The organism is Exiguobacterium sp. s95, assembly GCF_018618655.1.
In the GTDB taxonomy this organism is placed as follows: Bacteria; Bacillota; Bacilli; order Exiguobacteriales; family Exiguobacteriaceae; genus Exiguobacterium_A; species Exiguobacterium_A oxidotolerans.
Genome location: NZ_JACSMM010000007.1, coordinates 18740 through 35956, shown reverse-complemented (window position 1 = coordinate 35956; position 17217 = coordinate 18740). Strand labels below are relative to the sequence as shown.

Genomic DNA, 17217 nt, shown 5'->3' with positions numbered 1-17217 from the left:
AAAAACATGATGCGTCTAAAAAGACATAGGATGGGCAGTACATTTCTTCATTTGTACAGTTTATCAGTTTCAGTTAAAGAAGGTGGGGTGAATGGAATACGGTAGTGAGATGCTGGAGACTCCGAAAGGGGATAGCGTACAACTGTTACTCTCAGCACATCGGAATATTTACAAAGTACTGCAAATTAGTTTAAATTCAAGATGTCACCGCGAATGAAATATTTTATTCTAGAATGAAAGGTTGGCTTGAGAAGCGAAATACATTATGACACGAGAGGTGGAAAAAATGATGAAGAAATTCATATCGTTCGTTACCGCTGCGTTTTTGTTTGCACTATTCGTGCTACCGGTAGGTGCAGCAGATGACGCAATGGTGCGTGTAATTCACGCTTCACCAGATGCTCCGGCAGTTGATATTGCCGTCGATGGCGAAACAGCTGTCTCAGGAGCGGAATTCAAAGCTGTCACAGACTATCTCACTCTTCCGGCAGGAGAACATAAAGTTGAAGTCTTCGCTGCAGGAACAACAGAAGATCCTGTACTTTCTCAAACACTCAACATTGAAGCCGGAAAATTTTACTCAGTCGCGGCAATCGGTAAATTAGCAGATATTAAACTCGCTGTCATGGAAGACAATGGTCAAGGTGAAGATGGAAAATCAATGGTTCGTGTCGCGCACTTTGCACCGGACGCACCAGCTGTTGATGTCGCCCCTAAAGGTGGAGACGCACTCTTCAGTGACCTTGAATTCTCGAAAGTCTCAGACTATGGAACACTCGATGCCGGCACGTATGATCTTGAAGTACGACCAGCGGGCGCGATGGATGTTGTCAAAGCACTCGACGGTGTTAAATTAGATAGCGGTAAAAACTATACAGCGCTTGCAATCGGTCTTCTTGAAGGAGAACCCGCGTTTGATGTGCTCTTGATTCCAGATGGCGGTGAAATGGCTGCGATGCCAGACACAGGACTTGGTGGATCAGCAGACACATCTTCAATGGCAACGACTTGGGCACTTGTAGCACTTGCTGGAGCGGCCCTAGTTGGAACAAGTTATGTCATTCGCCGTAAACAAAACGCGTAACAGTTTCTTTCTGATCTTTCTCATTCTCGCTGGATGTGGAGGAACAGAAGAATCTGTTCCTCCTTCGAAGCCAGTCGAGCAAGCGACACCTGCAATCGAGCAAGCAATACCTGAATCCGTACAAGAAAGTCGTGAAACGGCTAGTTTTATCCCGGCGACACTATCGATTGATGCGATTGACGTGCAAGCAAAGGTTGAAATCGTGGGGAAAGACAAGCAAGGGCGGATGGATGTTCCGAAAAAAACCGATCAAGTGGGTTGGTACCGATACGGCGCGGAGGCGAACCAAACCGGAAATGTCATCCTCGCAGGTCATTTAGATGACACGGAAGGTCCCGCTGTATTTTACGATTTAGCAAAGATGAAACAAGGACAACGAATCGAGTTACGATCAAAAGCAGGGCAGACGATATCTTACGTGGTGACAAACGTAACCTCCTATCCTGTAGATGAAGCACCCGTTGGTTCGATTTTTGGGGCAACGGTCGCTAAACGCCTGACGTTGATTTCGTGTATCGGAACGTTTACGAAATCAAAAGGGTATGATGAACGGTTAGTCGTAACCGCCGATCAAGTGGAAGAGTAACAAGCAATACGGAATCAAAAAAAGACCAATCCGTCATGGGTTGGTCTTTTTTTAGATGAAGCTCAACCTGAACAAATCAAAAAAACTTACGCGTTCGATTCCGATGCTGCGACGAGGTTCGTTGTCAAAGCCGAGAGACCTTGTGTCGTTTGACTGATTCCTTGAATCGTCTGAACGATTTGGCCTAAGTCGTTCTTATTGCGCCCGAACATCTCCAAGTAATTCTCCATCTCTTTTTTCACTGTGTGAATCCCACTCTTCACTTGTTGCAGTTCTGTCCGAGAGGCGGAGTTCGAACGTGTGATGTCTTCCATCTGTGAGACGAGTTGAGTAATGTTGACATTATTTTTTTGGATGAGCGTATTAATGCTGCTGCTTAACAATTTCGCATTTTCAGCGAGGTTACGGACTTCGATTGCGACGACAGAGAATCCTTTCCCATGCTCACCGGCACGTGCTGCTTCGATTGAGGCGTTTAAAGCTAAGAGATTCGTTTGGTTCGCGATGTCTTCGATACCTTGTGTCATCTTGACGATTTCGTCAGATGTCGTTTTTAACTGTTGGATGCTTGTTAATGATGTATTGACTTGACCCGTCGATTGGACGAATTGTTGTTCCATTTTGTCCATCTGTGCTTCATTTTCTGATGTTAAGCCAACGAGATTGCGACTTGTTTTCTCGGTCTGATCCGTCTCGGATAAGATTTGTGTCGCCCGTTGACTCGTTTCGAGAATGGCCCCTTCTGTTTGTTCGACCGTACTCGCGACCTCCTGGCTGACACGGACGACGTCTTGCAGAAGTCGTGTGCGTGCTTCATTGGCTGCACCTACTTCTTCTAATCGTGCGTCGACATACTGACTTGTAACGATTTGCGCATCCAAGTTCATCGCATGAGTCAACGCGAGGATTGCTGTTGCAAGTTGCTCCGGATCTTCCTGGAAATGCTCGACGACTTTAGGAATCAGTAAGGTGTTGAATGCTGCGTAAGAAGCGATGAACCACGTAACAGGGACGAAATTCCGGTTATGCGTTTTACCCATGCGTTTTCGCATCGCAAGAAACTTCTCGTCCATATTTCCGGTCAAGAGGCTACCGAAATAGTCGGCAAATACTTTTTTCAGGCGTTGACGTGTCGAAGCATTTTCAGCAATCTGCACCATTTCCGGGTGGAGAAGGAGTTGGTCAAGTACTTGTTCGAGGACTTCGTCTAATACAGAATTGACGACAGGAGCCATCGCTTTTAACGTTTGCAATTGTTCTTCAGTGTAGCCCATATATTCAAGGCGTCCTGCTAAAGTGGGATCACTTGTTTTTGTAATGAATTTTTTATCGGGAAATCCGATTTTTGCCTGATAGGTTGAGCTTGATGATTTAGTTTTAAATGGGTTGCGCACAGTAAGCCTCCGATTTTCTTCAAATTAAGAATGTAATAGTCTTATTCTTTATCGGTTGCTAAAGGAAAAAACAGTATCTTTTTTAGAAGGAAACTCTCTAGAAGTTAAAAAATATTGACCTTAAACGAAAAAAGCTCATGATCCTGGATCATGAGCGGAAGCGTGTTCGATCGTACATCATGTATTTTTAAAGAGAAAGTGAAAGAAAGTTAGACCGGTTGATCTTCTTGGAAGGCTTGTTTTGCATCGTTAAGTGCCCGCATCCGGCTAACGCACGATTGAATGAACTGGATATCAATCGAACTAAACCGCGTGACGGGGCCTTTGGCTGATTCGGCACTAAATGTGAAGGTTCCGAGATTCCAAAGTTCGATTTTAAATCGTTTTCCTTTGTTGTCGTCGAAGTGTTGTACGAATTCGATTTTCGGTACCATACGAACCCCTCCTTGTTAGTCCATTCCCCTTTTTCCGCAATTAAAAAAGCCAAACTGTGCGGTAGCAACAGTTTGACTTGAGAAAATTAAGCGGGCGCGACGTCATAGCCGATTTCTTCGATGGTTTCGACGAGACGTTCTTGTGTGACATCCTCATGGACGACAGTGACTGAATTGTCAGAGAGCGAAACAGTCGCCGTTGTGACGCCGTCCAGTTCGTTCAGTGCTGATTCGACACTTGCTTTACAGTGGTTACATGTCATACCGATGACGTTTAAAGTCGTTTCTTTCATGAGTGAGTTCCTCCTTTAGTGAGTGGGGTACGTTTTAAGCGTAACGCATTCGTGACGACGGAAACAGAGCTAAATGCCATCGCTGCTCCGGCGAGCCACGGAGCGAGCAGTCCGAGAAAAGCAACGGGGATTCCGATCGTATTATAGGCGAGTGCGAAAAAGAGATTTTGGCGAATGTTCTTCATCGTCTGTTCACTCAACCGAATCGCCGTCGCGACTTGTTGTAAATCGTGTCCAAGCAGTGTGACGTCAGCTGCTTCTAAGGCGACATCCGTCCCGCTACCAAGAGCGATTCCGACGTCAGCCGTCGCAAGCGCTGGCGCATCGTTAATTCCGTCACCAACCATGGCGACGCGGTGTCCCGCATCTTGAAGGGCTTTGATGTGATCGGCTTTTTCGATGGGTAAGACATCTGCAAACACATGGTCTGTTGGAATACCGAGTTCCGTCGCTAGATTGAGGGCAACGTCTTTTCGGTCACCCGTCAAGAGATAGACTGCTTTTGTCTGTTGAATTTGAGTGATGACGTGTTTCGTCGTCGGCTTCAGTTCATCGCGAATCGCATAACCGGCTTCAACGTGCCCGTCGACGGCGACATAGACGAATGTCGCGCCGGCAGAAGACCAGTCCGGGACATCGAACTGTTGATCCCGCATCATTCGTTCAGAACCAACCAGGATGTTGCGACCGAGAATCATCCCGCTGACACCACGACCGGCATCGACTTGAAACTGTTCGATATCGAACACGACATCACGTTCTTCCGTGATGGCATGAGCGAGCGGATGCTCTGATTTTTTTTCGATGGCTGCTGCGAAGTCGAGTGCTTGTTCGTTCCCGAACGTCTCGACGACGACAGGGCGTCCGACGGTTAGTGTACCTGTTTTATCGAAAACGACGGCATCGACATGTTGTAACGATTCAAGCTGGGCACCGCCTTTAAAAAGCACACCATGCTCAGCACCTTTACCCGTTCCGACCATGATCGATGTCGGGGTCGCGAGTCCTAATGCACAGGGACAAGCGATGACGAGAACAGCGATTGCAGGACGAATTGCTTCAGCGAATGATCCAGTCGTCAACCACCAGGCACCAAGTGTGATGAGGGCGATGGCGACGACGATTGGCACGAAGATGCCTGAAATCCGGTCGGCTTGTCGTTGGATTGGCGCTTTTTCTGTCTGCGCTTGTTCAACGACGCGGATGATGTTCGCAAGCATCGTCTCCTGACCGACTTTCGTTGCTTCAATCAACAAATTCCCATTCGTATTCAAGGTTCCACCAATGACGGTATCATCGGCACCTTTATGCGCAGGAAGCGGTTCACCGGTCAGCATCGATTCATCGAGATAGGCATCACCGGATAAAATCATCCCGTCCATCGGAATTTTCTGTCCCGGTTTGACGACGATCTGCATGCCTGGTTGAATCTGATCAATCGCGACAGTTCGTTCCGTGCCATTGTCGAGGACGACGGCATCCGTTGCCTGCAGGGACAAGAGACTTTTGATTGCACCGGTTGTTTGTTGTTTTGCCCGATCTTCGAGTACTTTACCGAGAAGGACGAGCGTGATTAAGATGGCACTTGTTTCAAAATAAAGGTTCGGCATTGCCGGATGGATGAGCATTTCTGCGACCGAATAAAAGTAAGCGGCAGACGTCCCAAGTGCGACGAGGACATCCATGTTGGCACTACCGCTCCGGAGACTCTTATAGGCACCGACATAGAATGGCGCCCCGATAATGAATTGAACGGGTGTAGCCAGTGCGAACTGGAGCCACGGATTCATCAGGAACGTCAGATGGACCGGACTATTTGGAATGTGCGACACCATACTGAGTAAGAGCGGTAACGACAACAAGGCGGCGATGAAAAAACGATAGAGCATCCGCCGATCTTGCACTGTTTCATGAGGGGCCGACTTAATGGTCGCGCCGTAACCGACCTTCTTGATTTTATCAATGATTGCTTGTTCATCGAGTTCGTCGGGGACTGCAATCCGCGCCGTCTCGAGTGGTAAGTTGACCGTCGCATCGACACCGTCCATCCGGTTCAGGACTTTTTCGATTCGGGCTGAACAGGCGGCGCATGTCATGCCTTCGATGTTCAATTCGATTGTTTTTGACATACGTATACCTCCTTACTTTTTGAGTCGGGCGATGACGGACATCAGTTCGTCGACATAAAGATCTGTGTCTTTCTGTCCGGTAGCTGCATCATGCATACACATCTTCACATGACGTTCGATGACTTGCAGTTCGACTTGACGAAGAGCGGCTTGAATCGATGCCGTCTGTGTCAAAATATCGATACAATACCGATCTTCAGCGACCATGTTGGCGATACCACGGACTTGCCCTTCGATACGCTTCAAACGTTTAGTCAATGCGTCCTGCTCTTCAGAAGAGCGGGGGACGAGTGGATGATCGTGTTGCATAGGAACACCTCTTTCTGTTGGTGGTTGATGTCTACACTGTATCATATAGGGGTAGGGGGTACAAGTATATTGATTTGCAGGATTAAAAAAATACGCCACCCGAATGGGATGGCGTATTCAGTCGGACCTTATTGATTAGACACTTGAGGTTTGATGATTTGTTCGTTGCGCGAACGACCACTGATGATATCTTCCGCTTGCGTCGCTCGTTTTATGAAGAACGAAAGGATGAACGCAACACCCGCAATGAACGTCGAAATGAGGAAGGCGTAATTGATGCCGTCCAGTGTCGCTTGCATCATGATTTGTTGTTTCAACGCAGCAGCAGCCTCTGCTGTCGGTTGACTTGTCATGTTTTTAGCGGCCTCTTCGGCAAGTTCCGTCCCACGTGTCTTCGCATGCGTCGACATGATCGTAACGAGTAATGCCGTTCCGATGGCGCCGGATACTTGCTGCAACGTATTGTTCATTGCCGTTCCGTGCGGATAGTAGCGCGTCGGTAACTGGTTTAAGCCGTTTGTCGAGACGGGCATCATGACCATCGACATCCCGAACATCCGGAGTGAATACAAGATGATTAAGTGTGTATACGTCGTGTCCATCTTCAGTTGACTGAAGAAATAACTCGTGACGACAGTGATGAAGAGACCGGTGATTGCGAGTGGGCGTCCGCCAATCTTATCGAACAACTTCCCGTTGATCGGTGACATGACTGCCATGAGGATGGCTCCCGGTAGTAACATCAACCCTGCATCGAGTGGAGAAATGCCACGGATATTTTGGACGTAGATCGGTAAGAGCAGCATCCCGGAGAACATCGCCACCGTGACGACGATTGAAATGGCAGATGAGAGAGCGAACATCGGATACTGATAAATTTTGAAGTTCAACATCGGACGCTCCATCCGTAACTGACGCAGGATGAAAGAAACGAGCGCAATCACACCGATTGTCAGCGCGATTGTGACGTGTGGGCTGTCCCACCCTTTAGAACCGGCAGAACTAAACCCGTATAGGAGTCCACCGAAACCGAATGAGGATAAAACAACTGACATGAAGTCGAGTTTAGCATCCGACCGTTCTTTGACGTCACGGAGTAAGACGATTCCGGCAACGAGAACGACTAAAGCGATTGGTGTGATGAAGTGGAATAACATCCGCCAATCATAGTGTTCGATGATCCAGCCTGACAAAGTCGGTCCGATTGCGGGTGCACCCATCATAATGAGCCCGAAGAAGCCCATCGCCGTCCCGCGTTTTTCAATCGGGAAACTGACGAGCATGACGTTCATCAAGAGCGGCATCATGATTGCTGAACCAGAAGCCTGAATCATTCGTCCTGCCAACAGGACGGGGAATTCACTTGCGAACCCAGCAAGGATTGTACCGAGTGAGAATAATGTCATCGCGAGGATGAATAGACGACGAACAGAAAATTTTTGAATCAGAAAAGCAGATGTCGGAATTAAAATCCCGTTGACGAGCATGAAACCAGTCGACAGCCACTGGACGGTCGATGTTTCGATGTTGAGATCCTTCATGATCGAAGGAAGGGCGATGTTAAGTAACGTGTTATTTAAAAAAGCGATGAAGGCTCCAATCATCAATACGGAAAGGATACCGTAGGGGGGACGATTAGAAGCAGTTTTTTTGTGTTGCATGATTTTCCTCCTTAATGAACTGACGGTACACATTTCTATACGGTCGTTATATCTGTTGTATATCTTAATCTGATTTCAAGATAAATACAAACATTAATAACTAAGAAAGGTAATTTTATTTTTAATGAAGAACGAATGGCTCTGAAGCTTGTTGAAAGTAAAAAAACACCCGACTCTAAAAAAGAGTAAGATGTTTTTTGTAAACCGTCAGTAGTGATGAAAGGTCTCAGCCGACATGCGTGTTTAGGGCATCATTTGTAATGTCATAATGAGCTGCGGACCAAGTCGCACGTCCTTTTTCGATGAAGATGACTTGTGGTGATTCATGACGAACATTGTAATGTTCGGCGATGTGATTCGACAGCGTCCGTGCTTCTTGGACGAGCAAGTAGGCAGTCGGTACTGACGTCGCGTCAGCAAATTTCGTGTATTCAGAAAAACCGGCGGCACTGATTGGACAGGTCGTACTGTGTTTACAAATCACGAACGAGTCGTGTTCGGAAACGAATTGATCAAAGTCAGAAATCGATTGAAGTTTTCTAAGTTGTGGCATAGTATCATCCTCCATACGTCCGTAGACGTTCGCTTAACTTTAGATTTTCCCTGTAATCGACCGGACAGTCAATCAAAACAGGTCCGTCACTGTTCTGAGCCTGTTCGAGACAGTTTGAGAGACTGCCGTGTTCTCCGACACGAAGTCCGAGTGCACCGAAAGCCGTCGCGAGTTCGACGAGATCAGGGTTATCGAATTCTGTAAACGGTGCCCGGCCATAAGCCTGCTGTTGTTTCCATTCAATCAAGCCGTACGTGCCATCACGCCAAATGACGACAGTGATGGGGAGTTTCAAACGAACTGCTGTCTCGAGGTCTTGACCATTCATTAAGAATGCACCATCACCAGAAGCACAGAGCACCCGACGCTCCGGGTGCAGCAGTTTTGCAGCAATCGCGCTCGACAGACCATAGCCCATCGAAGAAAAGCCGTTGGAGATGAATAATTGATTAGGACGCGTCGTTTGGAAATGACGACCGAGCCAAACTTTATGGGCCCCGACGTCTGAGAACAACATGCCGTCTTCACCCGTCGCCTTCTCGAGGGCACGAACGATACTTTGAGGGTGGAGGGGCAATGCCATCGAATACGTTGCTTGAATTTCTTGCCGCAACGTATCACGGTCCGCCTGCCAACCTTCCCAGGCCCGCGTCGGAATCGCTTTTGCTAACAGACGTAACGAATCAGACAGCGGACCAACCAAGTTCGCAACGACAGGATAATACTGGTCAATCTCATGCCGGTTCGTGTCGATGTGGATGACAGGTGTCCGGTCCGGATTCCACTTCGAAGGCGGCAACTCGGTAATATCGTAACCGATGGCGATGATGAGATCGCTTTGGTCAAGAATCCGTTGATTGTAGTCGGTATTCGGTAAACCGATTGTATGGGCGGCGAGCGCATGTTGCGAGGAGATGACCCCTTTACCCATCATCGTCTCGACAACAGGTGCTCCAAGCTTTTCAACGAACGTTCGGAACACAGCGGTCGCTTCGCTCCGGTTGATTCCAAATCCGGCAATCACGACGGGCCGTTCCGCTTGTTCGATTTGTTTTAAGACCGCGCTGTCTTTGACGGATGTCGGGTGTAACGTATCCGGTTCACTGTCGCGTAAAAGTGGTGTCTTGGCATCGACATCTGCCTTTGCAATATCTTCCGGAAAAGAAATATGTGTCGCACCCGGCTTATCACAACAAGACTGGGCGAACGCTTGACGCACGATTTCCGGGATGACTTCTCCTGAGACGACCGATGTACTCGACTTCGTGATCGGTCGGTACATCTCGACTAAATCGAACATTTGATGGGATGCCTTGTGCTGGCGCCATGTCGCTCCTTGTCCCGTAATCGCGACAACAGGCGAGTGGTCCATCGTTGCACTTGCGATGCCCGTCATCATGTTCGTCGCACCTGGTCCGAGCGTCGATAAGCAAACACCGGCACGACCGCTTAAGCGACCGAACATCGCTGCCATAAACGCAGCATTTGTTTCATGGCGTGTCGTGATGAACGTAATATCCGATTCACTGATGGCGTCGAGTAACGTAATGTTTTCTTCTCCCGGGACGCCAAAGATGTGCGTGACCCCTTCTGCTTCGAGGCAGGCGACGAACCGTTCTGCCGCATTCATGCGTCCATTCCTCCAATCGAAACATATTTGGTTTCAAGGTACGCTTCGAGACCTTCCGATCCACCTTCGCGTCCGATTCCTGACTGCTTCATACCGCCGAATGGTGCTTGTGCGGCAGAGGGAACACCATCATTCCAACCGACGATGCCGTAGTTCAATTGTTCAATCGTCCGCATCGCGCGGGCATAGTTATTCGTAAAGACGTAAGATGCAAGACCGAACGGCGTTTGGTTTGCATAACGAATGGCCTCTTCGTCAGAGCTGACACGTTGAACGGGAGCAACGGGACCGAATGTTTCTTCATTCATGATTAACATTTGCGGTGTGACATCGGCGAGGACCGTCGCTTCATAATAGTAGACATCTTTTTCTTCATCTGTCGTTCCAGTCCCACCTGTGACGATACGGGCACCGGCTGACGTCGCATTGTCGACGTGTTTTTTGACTTTGTCATAACCGGCTTGATTGATCATCGGACCGATGTTCGTTGTTTCGTCGAGTCCGTTCCCGGTTTTGAGCTTCGCTGTCGCTTCGCCCAGTTTTTCGACGAACGTATCATAGATTGAATCGGAGACGTAGATCCGGTTCCCGCAGACGCACGTTTGTCCACCATTACGGAATTTCGACTTGATCGTTTCCGCGACGGCGAGATCAAGGTCACAGTCATCAAAAACAAGAATCGGAGCGTGTCCGCCGAGTTCGAGTGACATCGCTTTGATCGTCTCAGCACCTTGGGCCATCAATGTCCGACCCACTTCTGTTGAGCCTGTAAATGTGATTTTGTCGATATGCGGATGCGTTGCGAGCGATTCCCCAAGCTCTTTTCCGCTTCCTGTGACGGCATTGACGACGCCATCCGGTATCCCGACTTCCTGACAAAGTTCAAGCAGGCGCAGGGCAGTCAGTGGTGTCGCAGTAGGTGGCTTCAGGATAAACGTACAGCCTGCAACGAGTGCCGGTGCCATTTTCCGTGTAATCATCGCAGCAGGGAAATTCCAGGGTGTGATGGCAGCGACGACACCGACCGGTTGTGTGATGACATGAAGCCGTTTGTTCGTATCGTGCGAGGGAATGATGCGTCCATAAGCACGTTTTCCTTCTTCAGCGAACCACTTGACGAAGTTTGCCGCATACTGGACCTCACCTTCAGATTCTGCGAGCGGTTTCCCCATTTCAAGTGTCATCAAGCGGGCGAGTTCATCTTTTTTCTCAATCATCTTCTCGTAAAGCTTCTCAAGCAGTTCAGCCCGTTCATAGACACTTCGTTTCGACCAAGCCGGAAACGCCTCGCGTGCCGCTTCGACGGCGTCATTGACATCCGATTTCGTTCCGTTCGGGACACTCCCGACGACTTCCCCGGTTGCGGGATTTTTGACGTCCGTCCGTTCACGATTATGATCAAGCCACTTTCCATCAATTAAAAATTGTCCGTCCATCTTACAAAATCCCCCTTTTTTATTTGCATTGTTAAGAATATACCCGAACGAGGAAAAAAAGATTCATCTTTCGACAGAACTTCATGCAAAAGGCTAGAAATCGACCGATAAAGAGTGTAGGATAATTCAGTAACTGTAATGTACGCATGACTGAAATATTGTTAACAAACGTCATCACTTTGAAGTGCCGGAAACAGACCGGGAACGTTGACATTGCATGTGTATTTGATAAGATGAAGGTAGAGTATTTGCGCAATCGATTGCGCTAAAAGAAATGAATCGATCACCCTTATAACAAATGAGCAATTATGATGAAAAAAATCAATGGACTAAGACAGACCGATGAGAGGATTTATATACGATGACACAAATGATACCGCGCCCAGAAACGGCCCAAAAAACCTTAACACGAGCTTGGTGGAAAGAAGCTGTCGCTTACCAAATCTACCCACGAAGCTTTTATGACGCAAACAACGATGGAATCGGCGATATTCCGGGTATCATCGCAAAACTTGATTATTTGAAAGATTTAGGTGTCGACGTTCTTTGGATTTGTCCGATGTTTAAATCGCCAAATGACGACAATGGTTATGACATTAGTGATTACGAAGATATCATGGATGAGTTCGGGACGATGGCAGACTTCAACCTCTTAATGGAAGAAGCGCACAAACGTGATATTAAAGTCTTACTCGATCTTGTCGTCAACCACACATCAGATGAGCATCCTTGGTTCCTAGAATCCCGTTCTTCAAAAGAGAATGAGAAACGCGACTGGTACATCTGGAAAGATGCCGTCAATGGTGGGGAGCCGAACAACTGGGAAAGCATTTTCGGCGGATCCGCGTGGGAATATGATGAAAAGACAGAACAATATTTCTTACACGTCTTTTCGCGTCGCCAACCGGATTTGAATTGGCAAAACAAAGACATGCGTCAAGCGATCTATACGATGATTAACTGGTGGCTCGATAAAGGAATTGATGGTTTCCGAATCGATGCCATCAGCCACATCAATAAAGACCAATCATTTGCCGATTTACCGAATCCACTCGGGATGCCACACGTGCCATCGTTTGAGATGCACATGAACGTTGAGGGCATCCACGAGTACTTGGAAGAACTCAAAGACGAAACGTTTTCGAAGTACGACATCATGACAGTCGGTGAAGCGAATGGTGTTACACCGGAAGAAGCAGATCTTTGGGTCGGCGAAGAGAACGGAAAAATGAACATGGTCTTTCAGTTCGAGCATATGGACTTATGGCGGTCAGATGCAGAAAAAGGTGTCGACGTCGTCAAACTGAAACAAGTTTTGACGAAGTGGCAAAAAGGTCTTGAAGAAACGGGCTGGAATGCACTCTATCTTGAAAATCACGATAAGGTCCGTTCCGTTTCACTTTGGGGAGATGAAGAGCAGTACTGGAAGGAAAGTGCGAAGTCGCTTGCGATGATGTACTTCTTCATGCAAGGCACACCATTCATCTACCAAGGGCAGGAAATCGGGATGACGAACGTTCAATTCCCGGACATTACGGATTATGATGACGTCGCGACGAAAAACATGTACGACATGCAACTGGGCTCCGGGAAGACACATGAAGAAATCATGGAAGTCATCTGGAACTCATCGCGTGACAACTCACGGACACCGATGCAGTGGACGAATGAGCAAAACGGTGGTTTCTCTACGCAGTCACCATGGTTCGGTGTCAATCCAAACTACGCTGACATCAATGTCGCGTCGCAACAAGCAGATGAAGATTCGATTCTTAACTTCTACAAACGGATGATTCAAATTCGTAAAGCAGAAGAAACATTGATTTATGGAGAATATGATTTGATTTTACCGGACGACGAAAAAGTCTACGCCTACACCCGGACACTCGGTGACGAACAATTCTTAATCGTCACGAACTTAAAAGGTGAAGCAGCGGACATCGACACGGACATCATCCTCCATTCGGATAATCTCGTTCTCGGTAACTACGTGACGGCTTATCACGAAGGAACAGAACTGGCGCTTCGTCCATTCGAAGCACGTCTGTACCGGGTACGTTAAGGAACGGGGATGAACGTTCCGACCTGTACGCAGCGAATGCCAATGATCCCGTTTATGATACGGGTTCATTGGCATTTTCTATGTCTCCTCATCTCGATCCTGACGCTCTGAGACATATCTAAGATACATTTGGAAAAGAGTGAATCCTTTTTGAGTCAGGCTATTTTGTGTAGATTGTCAGTTTGCGACCGTGCGCATGAGGAAAAAATCGTGTACGCTAGACAATGAGGTGATAAAAAGTGAAACCAAAACGTTATCCCGTCCTGCTGCGGCAAGTGACGACGATTCAAGATGACGCGATGCGTGAATCCGTCGATCTCGAAGCAGAAGGTATGCTATTCGAGACGAAGGACGGTTTTGCGGTAAAATTCGTACAAGAAGACGAGCAACCGATTGATACGACGATCAAATGGTCGCATGACCAAGTTGCATTGAACCGTAAAGGTCCTGTCTCGATGCACCACGTGTTCATTTTAGGACAACAAACAAAGAGTGGATATGAAAGTCAGTTTGGTCAGATGTTGATGCAGACGGAGACCCACACGATTGAAATGCGCGACCAACAGATGCGCTTCACCTACGACTTGATGATGAATCATCAGGCGGTCGGAACGTATACGATTGAACTAACATGGAAACGGAGTGAGACAGATGGCGTTTGAACAAACGGTAAAAGAGATGGAACAGATGCTCGACGAGGAATGGTTCGAGTGGTTGGAAAATGATGAGGATAAATACAATGCGTGGCGCGATCAGCTCGAGACACTCGCAGAACAAGTCATGACGGAATACAATCCGAAAGTCGAGACGGACGCAATCGATTCATTGTTGTTAATCAATGAAGAATTGCCGGTTCTGTACGGAGAAGATACAGTCATGTTGTATACGGCGTTACTTCACGCCCGAAAAGAGGACGAAACGGTCTACGAGCGCTACCTCGCAATTCTCGGTGCGTTCGCAGAAGAAAACCACCCGGCGCTCCGTCAAGTCGAACAAGCTGTCGCGAAAAAAGATTACCAGACGGCGTATACAAAAGCAGTCAAGTTGCCGCAAGCGTTAGGTCTCGAATGACGGCGGGTTAGACAGAATTGCTTTTTACCACGTTAAAGGTGATGACGAAATAGAGAGGTGGGTTTTGATGCCCCCCTCTCTATTTGTGTTCAAAAAATTGTTTGCAGACACGCTATTTCTCGATCGCTGTTTAAACCTAAGAATTTTCAGGGTAATGATTGCAATAGAGAGGAGTGGGGAAAATGGCAGAATACAAGAAAGACAGCATCAAGTTAACAGGAGCCATCGGACTCGGAACAGGCGTCATGATTAGTGCCGGAATCTTTGCCTTGCTTGGGCAAGTCGCAGAACTGTCCGGGACATGGTTTCCGTTCATCTTCATCATCGGTGGAATCGTGACGGCATTCAGTGCCTATTCCTACATCAAACTGAGCAATGCCTTTCCGTCTGCCGGCGGAATCGGAATGTTCCTCGTCAAAGCGTACGGGAAAGGAACGATTACAGCAGGTGCCGCCTTACTGATGGCCTTGTCGATGGTCATCAATCAAAGCTTGGTCGCCCGGACGTTCGGGACATACTTACTGCAATTATTCCCGGGGGATCAAGCCGACTATCTCGTTCCCTTACTTGGTGTCGGTTTGTTGGTCTTCGCCTTTTTAGTCAATATCGCAGGGAATGCCTTCATTCAATCCTTTTCACTTGTCGCCTCGGTCTTGAAGGTCGCGGCACTCGTCGTCTTTGCGATTATTGCGTTATCCATCGGTGGCTTTTCATTCGTCCCGGAGACGACGGGGAGTGCACCCGATGTCACAATCACCGGCTATATTGCGGCAGTCGCCTTAACGATTTTATCGTTTAAAGGGTTTACGACGATTACGAACAGCGGGTCTGAAATCGTCAATCCGAAACGCAACGTCGGCATCGCAATCATCGTGTCGATTTTAATCAGTCTGGTCGTTTACCTCTTGCTCGCCTTCTCGGTGTCAAGCAGTCTATCGCTCCAAGAAATTATCGATGCGAAGGATTATGTTCTGGCGGAAGCGGCACGTCCGGCACTTGGTGACGCCGGTGTCTGGTTCACGGTGTCAATCGCGCTCCTCGCGACGATTTCCGGAATCATTGCCAGTGTCTTTGCTGTCTCACGGATGCTCGCGATGTTGACGGACATGACGTTGATTCCGCACCGACACTTCGGGATGCCGGGGTCGGTGCAAAAGCATACGTTAGTTTATACGATCGTCATTGCGATGGTCTTAACGGTGCTGTTCGACTTGACACGCATCGCCTCGATGGGCGCGATTTTATATCTCGTCATGGATATCATCATTCATGTCGGTGTGCTGAAACATCTTCGGAAAGAGTTGAGCGTTAATCCATTCATCGTCATCAGTGCAATCATCCTTGACGCGATTGTCCTTGGTGCCTTCGTCTACGTCAAAGCCTCAAGTGATTGGCTCGTCGTCGTCGTGTCACTGATCGTCATCGCCGTCGTCTTCTTTGGTGAACGGCTGTTCTTGAAGCATGTCGATGAAGAGGATGCGTCAAACGATAAATCAGAGTGAGTTTGAAAGGGAGAGATGATCATGAAAGCAGTCGAAGTCAGAGGATACGGGGACGTGGACCAGCTCGCCGTCGTCGAGCGTCCGATTCCTGAGCCCGGTCCAGGAGAAGTACTCGTACAAGTCAAAGCGTGCGCGATCAACAATACAGAAATTTGGATGCGTGAAGGGGCCTACGGGACGGACGCAAAATCGGGTTGGAAACCGGAAGGCGTTCAGTTTCCACGCGTCCCGGGTTCTGATATTAGCGGACGGATCGTGAAAGTCGGGACGGGAGTAGAAGAAACACAAATCGGGCGGGACGTCGTCCTGTTTCCCTTTACCTCAAGCGGACCGGACGGAACGGAGCATATCGCGCAGGATATGTCGTTTATCGGCTCGGAATACGACGGGGGTTACGCGGATTACGTCGTCTGGCCGGCTGAACTCTGTTACGATATGCCGCTTGACGACTACACGAAAAGTGCCGTCTTCTCCGTCAGTGGTTTGACGGCGTGGCACATGGTCGAGCAGCTCCAACTGGAACCGGGACAAACGGTACTCGTGACCGGGGCGAATGGTGGTGTCGGTTCACTGAACGTTCAAATTGCCGCACGTGTCTTTCAGGCAAACGTCATCGCCCTTGTCGGAGATCTTGCACTAAGCGACCAGTTAAAACAGTTTGGGGCGACACATGTCCTCTCGTATAAATCAGAGCAGCTGGCAGATGATATTGTAGCGGCGAACGGTGGACCCATTGATGCCGTCCTCGATGTCGTCGGAGACGCGTTATTCGCGACCTCACTCGCCGTCTTAAAAAATGGCGGGAAGTTCTGTATCTCCGGTTCAGCCGGGGGTCAGCAGACACAGCTCGACTTCCGGACGGTTTACTTGAAGCACTTGACGCTGTATGGTTCTGTTCTCGGAACGCGCGCAGAATACGGACGGATGCTTGAAGCGATTGCCGCCGGGAAACTCGAACCGGTCATCGACCGGACGTTCCCGCTCGAGGAAGCGGGGGCAGCGCAGACGTATTTCAAGGAAGCGGGGAAGCTTGGGAAAATCGTTTTGTTGCCAACGGGCGAATAATTAACTTT

The 17217-nt window shown here is 48.5% G+C and carries 16 protein-coding genes; 7 read left to right on the top strand and 9 right to left on the bottom strand.

Annotated features, from left to right (window positions below; translation table 11 throughout):
• Positions 1-289: 289 nt before the first annotated feature.
• Complete coding sequence (locus KNP99_RS11450) at positions 290-1084, top strand: DUF4397 domain-containing protein (protein ID WP_088836104.1); 795 nt, start codon at positions 290-292, stop codon at positions 1082-1084.
• Positions 1044-1670 (top strand): class F sortase, encoded by a 627-nt coding sequence (locus KNP99_RS11445; protein WP_239456797.1) that lies wholly within the window; start codon positions 1044-1046, stop codon positions 1668-1670. The genes KNP99_RS11450 and KNP99_RS11445 overlap by 41 nt, the downstream gene beginning before the upstream one ends.
• An 86-nt stretch (positions 1671-1756) precedes the next feature.
• Here the strand turns inward: KNP99_RS11445 and KNP99_RS15525 are convergent, their stop codons facing one another.
• From KNP99_RS15525 to KNP99_RS11400, 9 genes are all read right to left on the bottom strand, one after another.
• Positions 1757-3064, bottom strand: coding sequence for a globin-coupled sensor protein (locus KNP99_RS15525; protein WP_088836105.1), 1308 nt, complete (start codon positions 3062-3064; stop codon positions 1757-1759).
• 209 nt (positions 3065-3273) lie between these two features.
• Complete coding sequence (locus KNP99_RS11435) at positions 3274-3498, bottom strand: hypothetical protein (protein WP_029332396.1); 225 nt, start codon at positions 3496-3498, stop codon at positions 3274-3276.
• 86 nt (positions 3499-3584) lie between these two features.
• Positions 3585-3791 carry a cation transporter gene (locus KNP99_RS11430; protein WP_088836106.1) on the bottom strand — a complete coding sequence of 69 codons (207 nt, stop codon included), beginning with the start codon at positions 3789-3791 and terminating at the stop codon, positions 3585-3587.
• Entirely contained in the window at positions 3788-5920 is a 2133-nt protein-coding gene (locus KNP99_RS11425; protein WP_214802819.1) for a heavy metal translocating P-type ATPase, read from the bottom strand. The genes KNP99_RS11430 and KNP99_RS11425 overlap by 4 nt, the downstream gene beginning before the upstream one ends.
• Positions 5921-5932: 12 nt before the next feature.
• A complete protein-coding gene (locus KNP99_RS11420; protein WP_088836108.1) occupies positions 5933-6229 on the bottom strand; it encodes a metal-sensitive transcriptional regulator in 297 nt (98 codons plus the stop codon).
• A 128-nt stretch (positions 6230-6357) separates the two neighbouring features.
• The gene (locus KNP99_RS11415; protein WP_088836109.1) at positions 6358-7890 is read right to left on the bottom strand and encodes a DHA2 family efflux MFS transporter permease subunit; all 1533 of its coding nucleotides are present in this window, start codon (positions 7888-7890) and stop codon (positions 6358-6360) included.
• 226 nt (positions 7891-8116) lie between these two features.
• Positions 8117-8443, bottom strand: coding sequence for a bacillithiol system redox-active protein YtxJ (gene ytxJ, locus KNP99_RS11410; protein WP_029332401.1), 327 nt, complete (start codon positions 8441-8443; stop codon positions 8117-8119).
• Between the two features lie 4 nt (positions 8444-8447).
• On the bottom strand, positions 8448-10073 hold the full coding sequence (locus KNP99_RS11405; RefSeq protein WP_215193242.1) for an acetolactate synthase large subunit: 1626 nt from the start codon (positions 10071-10073) through the stop codon (positions 8448-8450).
• Positions 10070-11509, bottom strand: coding sequence for an NAD-dependent succinate-semialdehyde dehydrogenase (locus KNP99_RS11400; RefSeq protein ID WP_088836111.1), 1440 nt, complete (start codon positions 11507-11509; stop codon positions 10070-10072). The genes KNP99_RS11405 and KNP99_RS11400 overlap by 4 nt, the downstream gene beginning before the upstream one ends.
• 361 nt (positions 11510-11870) lie before the next feature.
• Here KNP99_RS11400 and KNP99_RS11395 point away from each other — a divergent pair, with 361 nt between their 5' ends.
• The 5 genes from KNP99_RS11395 (at position 11871) to KNP99_RS11375 (ending at position 17209) form a co-directional block, all read left to right on the top strand.
• The gene (locus KNP99_RS11395) at positions 11871-13571 is read left to right on the top strand and encodes a glycoside hydrolase family 13 protein (RefSeq protein WP_214767714.1); all 1701 of its coding nucleotides are present in this window, start codon (positions 11871-11873) and stop codon (positions 13569-13571) included.
• Positions 13572-13810: 239 nt separating this feature from the next.
• Entirely contained in the window at positions 13811-14233 is a 423-nt protein-coding gene (locus KNP99_RS11390) for a YwiB family protein (RefSeq protein WP_239456799.1), read from the top strand.
• Positions 14223-14642 (top strand): hypothetical protein, encoded by a 420-nt coding sequence (locus KNP99_RS11385; RefSeq protein ID WP_088836113.1) that lies wholly within the window; start codon positions 14223-14225, stop codon positions 14640-14642. Before KNP99_RS11390 ends, KNP99_RS11385 begins: the two co-directional genes overlap by 11 nt.
• Positions 14643-14824: 182 nt before the next feature.
• Positions 14825-16144, top strand: coding sequence for an APC family permease (locus tag KNP99_RS11380; RefSeq protein ID WP_214767716.1), 1320 nt, complete (start codon positions 14825-14827; stop codon positions 16142-16144).
• A 21-nt stretch (positions 16145-16165) separates the two neighbouring features.
• On the top strand, positions 16166-17209 hold the full coding sequence (locus tag KNP99_RS11375) for a zinc-binding dehydrogenase (RefSeq protein ID WP_214767718.1): 1044 nt from the start codon (positions 16166-16168) through the stop codon (positions 17207-17209).
• Positions 17210-17217 lie beyond the last annotated feature (8 nt).

Coding starts and splice junctions, on each gene's coding strand:
- KNP99_RS11450 (WP_088836104.1), top strand. CDS start 290: ATGAAGAAATTCATATCGTTCGTTACCGCTGCGTTTTTGTTTGCACTA.
- KNP99_RS11435 (WP_029332396.1), bottom strand. CDS start 3,498: ATGGTACCGAAAATCGAATTCGTACAACACTTCGACGACAACAAAGGA.
- KNP99_RS11430 (WP_088836106.1), bottom strand. CDS start 3,791: ATGAAAGAAACGACTTTAAACGTCATCGGTATGACATGTAACCACTGT.
- KNP99_RS11425 (WP_214802819.1), bottom strand. CDS start 5,920: ATGTCAAAAACAATCGAATTGAACATCGAAGGCATGACATGCGCCGCC.
- KNP99_RS11420 (WP_088836108.1), bottom strand. CDS start 6,229: ATGCAACACGATCATCCACTCGTCCCCCGCTCTTCTGAAGAGCAGGAC.
- KNP99_RS11415 (WP_088836109.1), bottom strand. CDS start 7,890: ATGCAACACAAAAAAACTGCTTCTAATCGTCCCCCCTACGGTATCCTT.
- ytxJ (WP_029332401.1), bottom strand. CDS start 8,443: ATGCCACAACTTAGAAAACTTCAATCGATTTCTGACTTTGATCAATTC.
- KNP99_RS11405 (WP_215193242.1), bottom strand. CDS start 10,073: ATGAATGCGGCAGAACGGTTCGTCGCCTGCCTCGAAGCAGAAGGGGTC.
- KNP99_RS11400 (WP_088836111.1), bottom strand. CDS start 11,509: ATGGACGGACAATTTTTAATTGATGGAAAGTGGCTTGATCATAATCGT.
- KNP99_RS11395 (WP_214767714.1), top strand. CDS start 11,871: ATGACACAAATGATACCGCGCCCAGAAACGGCCCAAAAAACCTTAACA.
- KNP99_RS11385 (WP_088836113.1), top strand. CDS start 14,223: ATGGCGTTTGAACAAACGGTAAAAGAGATGGAACAGATGCTCGACGAG.
- KNP99_RS11380 (WP_214767716.1), top strand. CDS start 14,825: ATGGCAGAATACAAGAAAGACAGCATCAAGTTAACAGGAGCCATCGGA.
- KNP99_RS11375 (WP_214767718.1), top strand. CDS start 16,166: ATGAAAGCAGTCGAAGTCAGAGGATACGGGGACGTGGACCAGCTCGCC.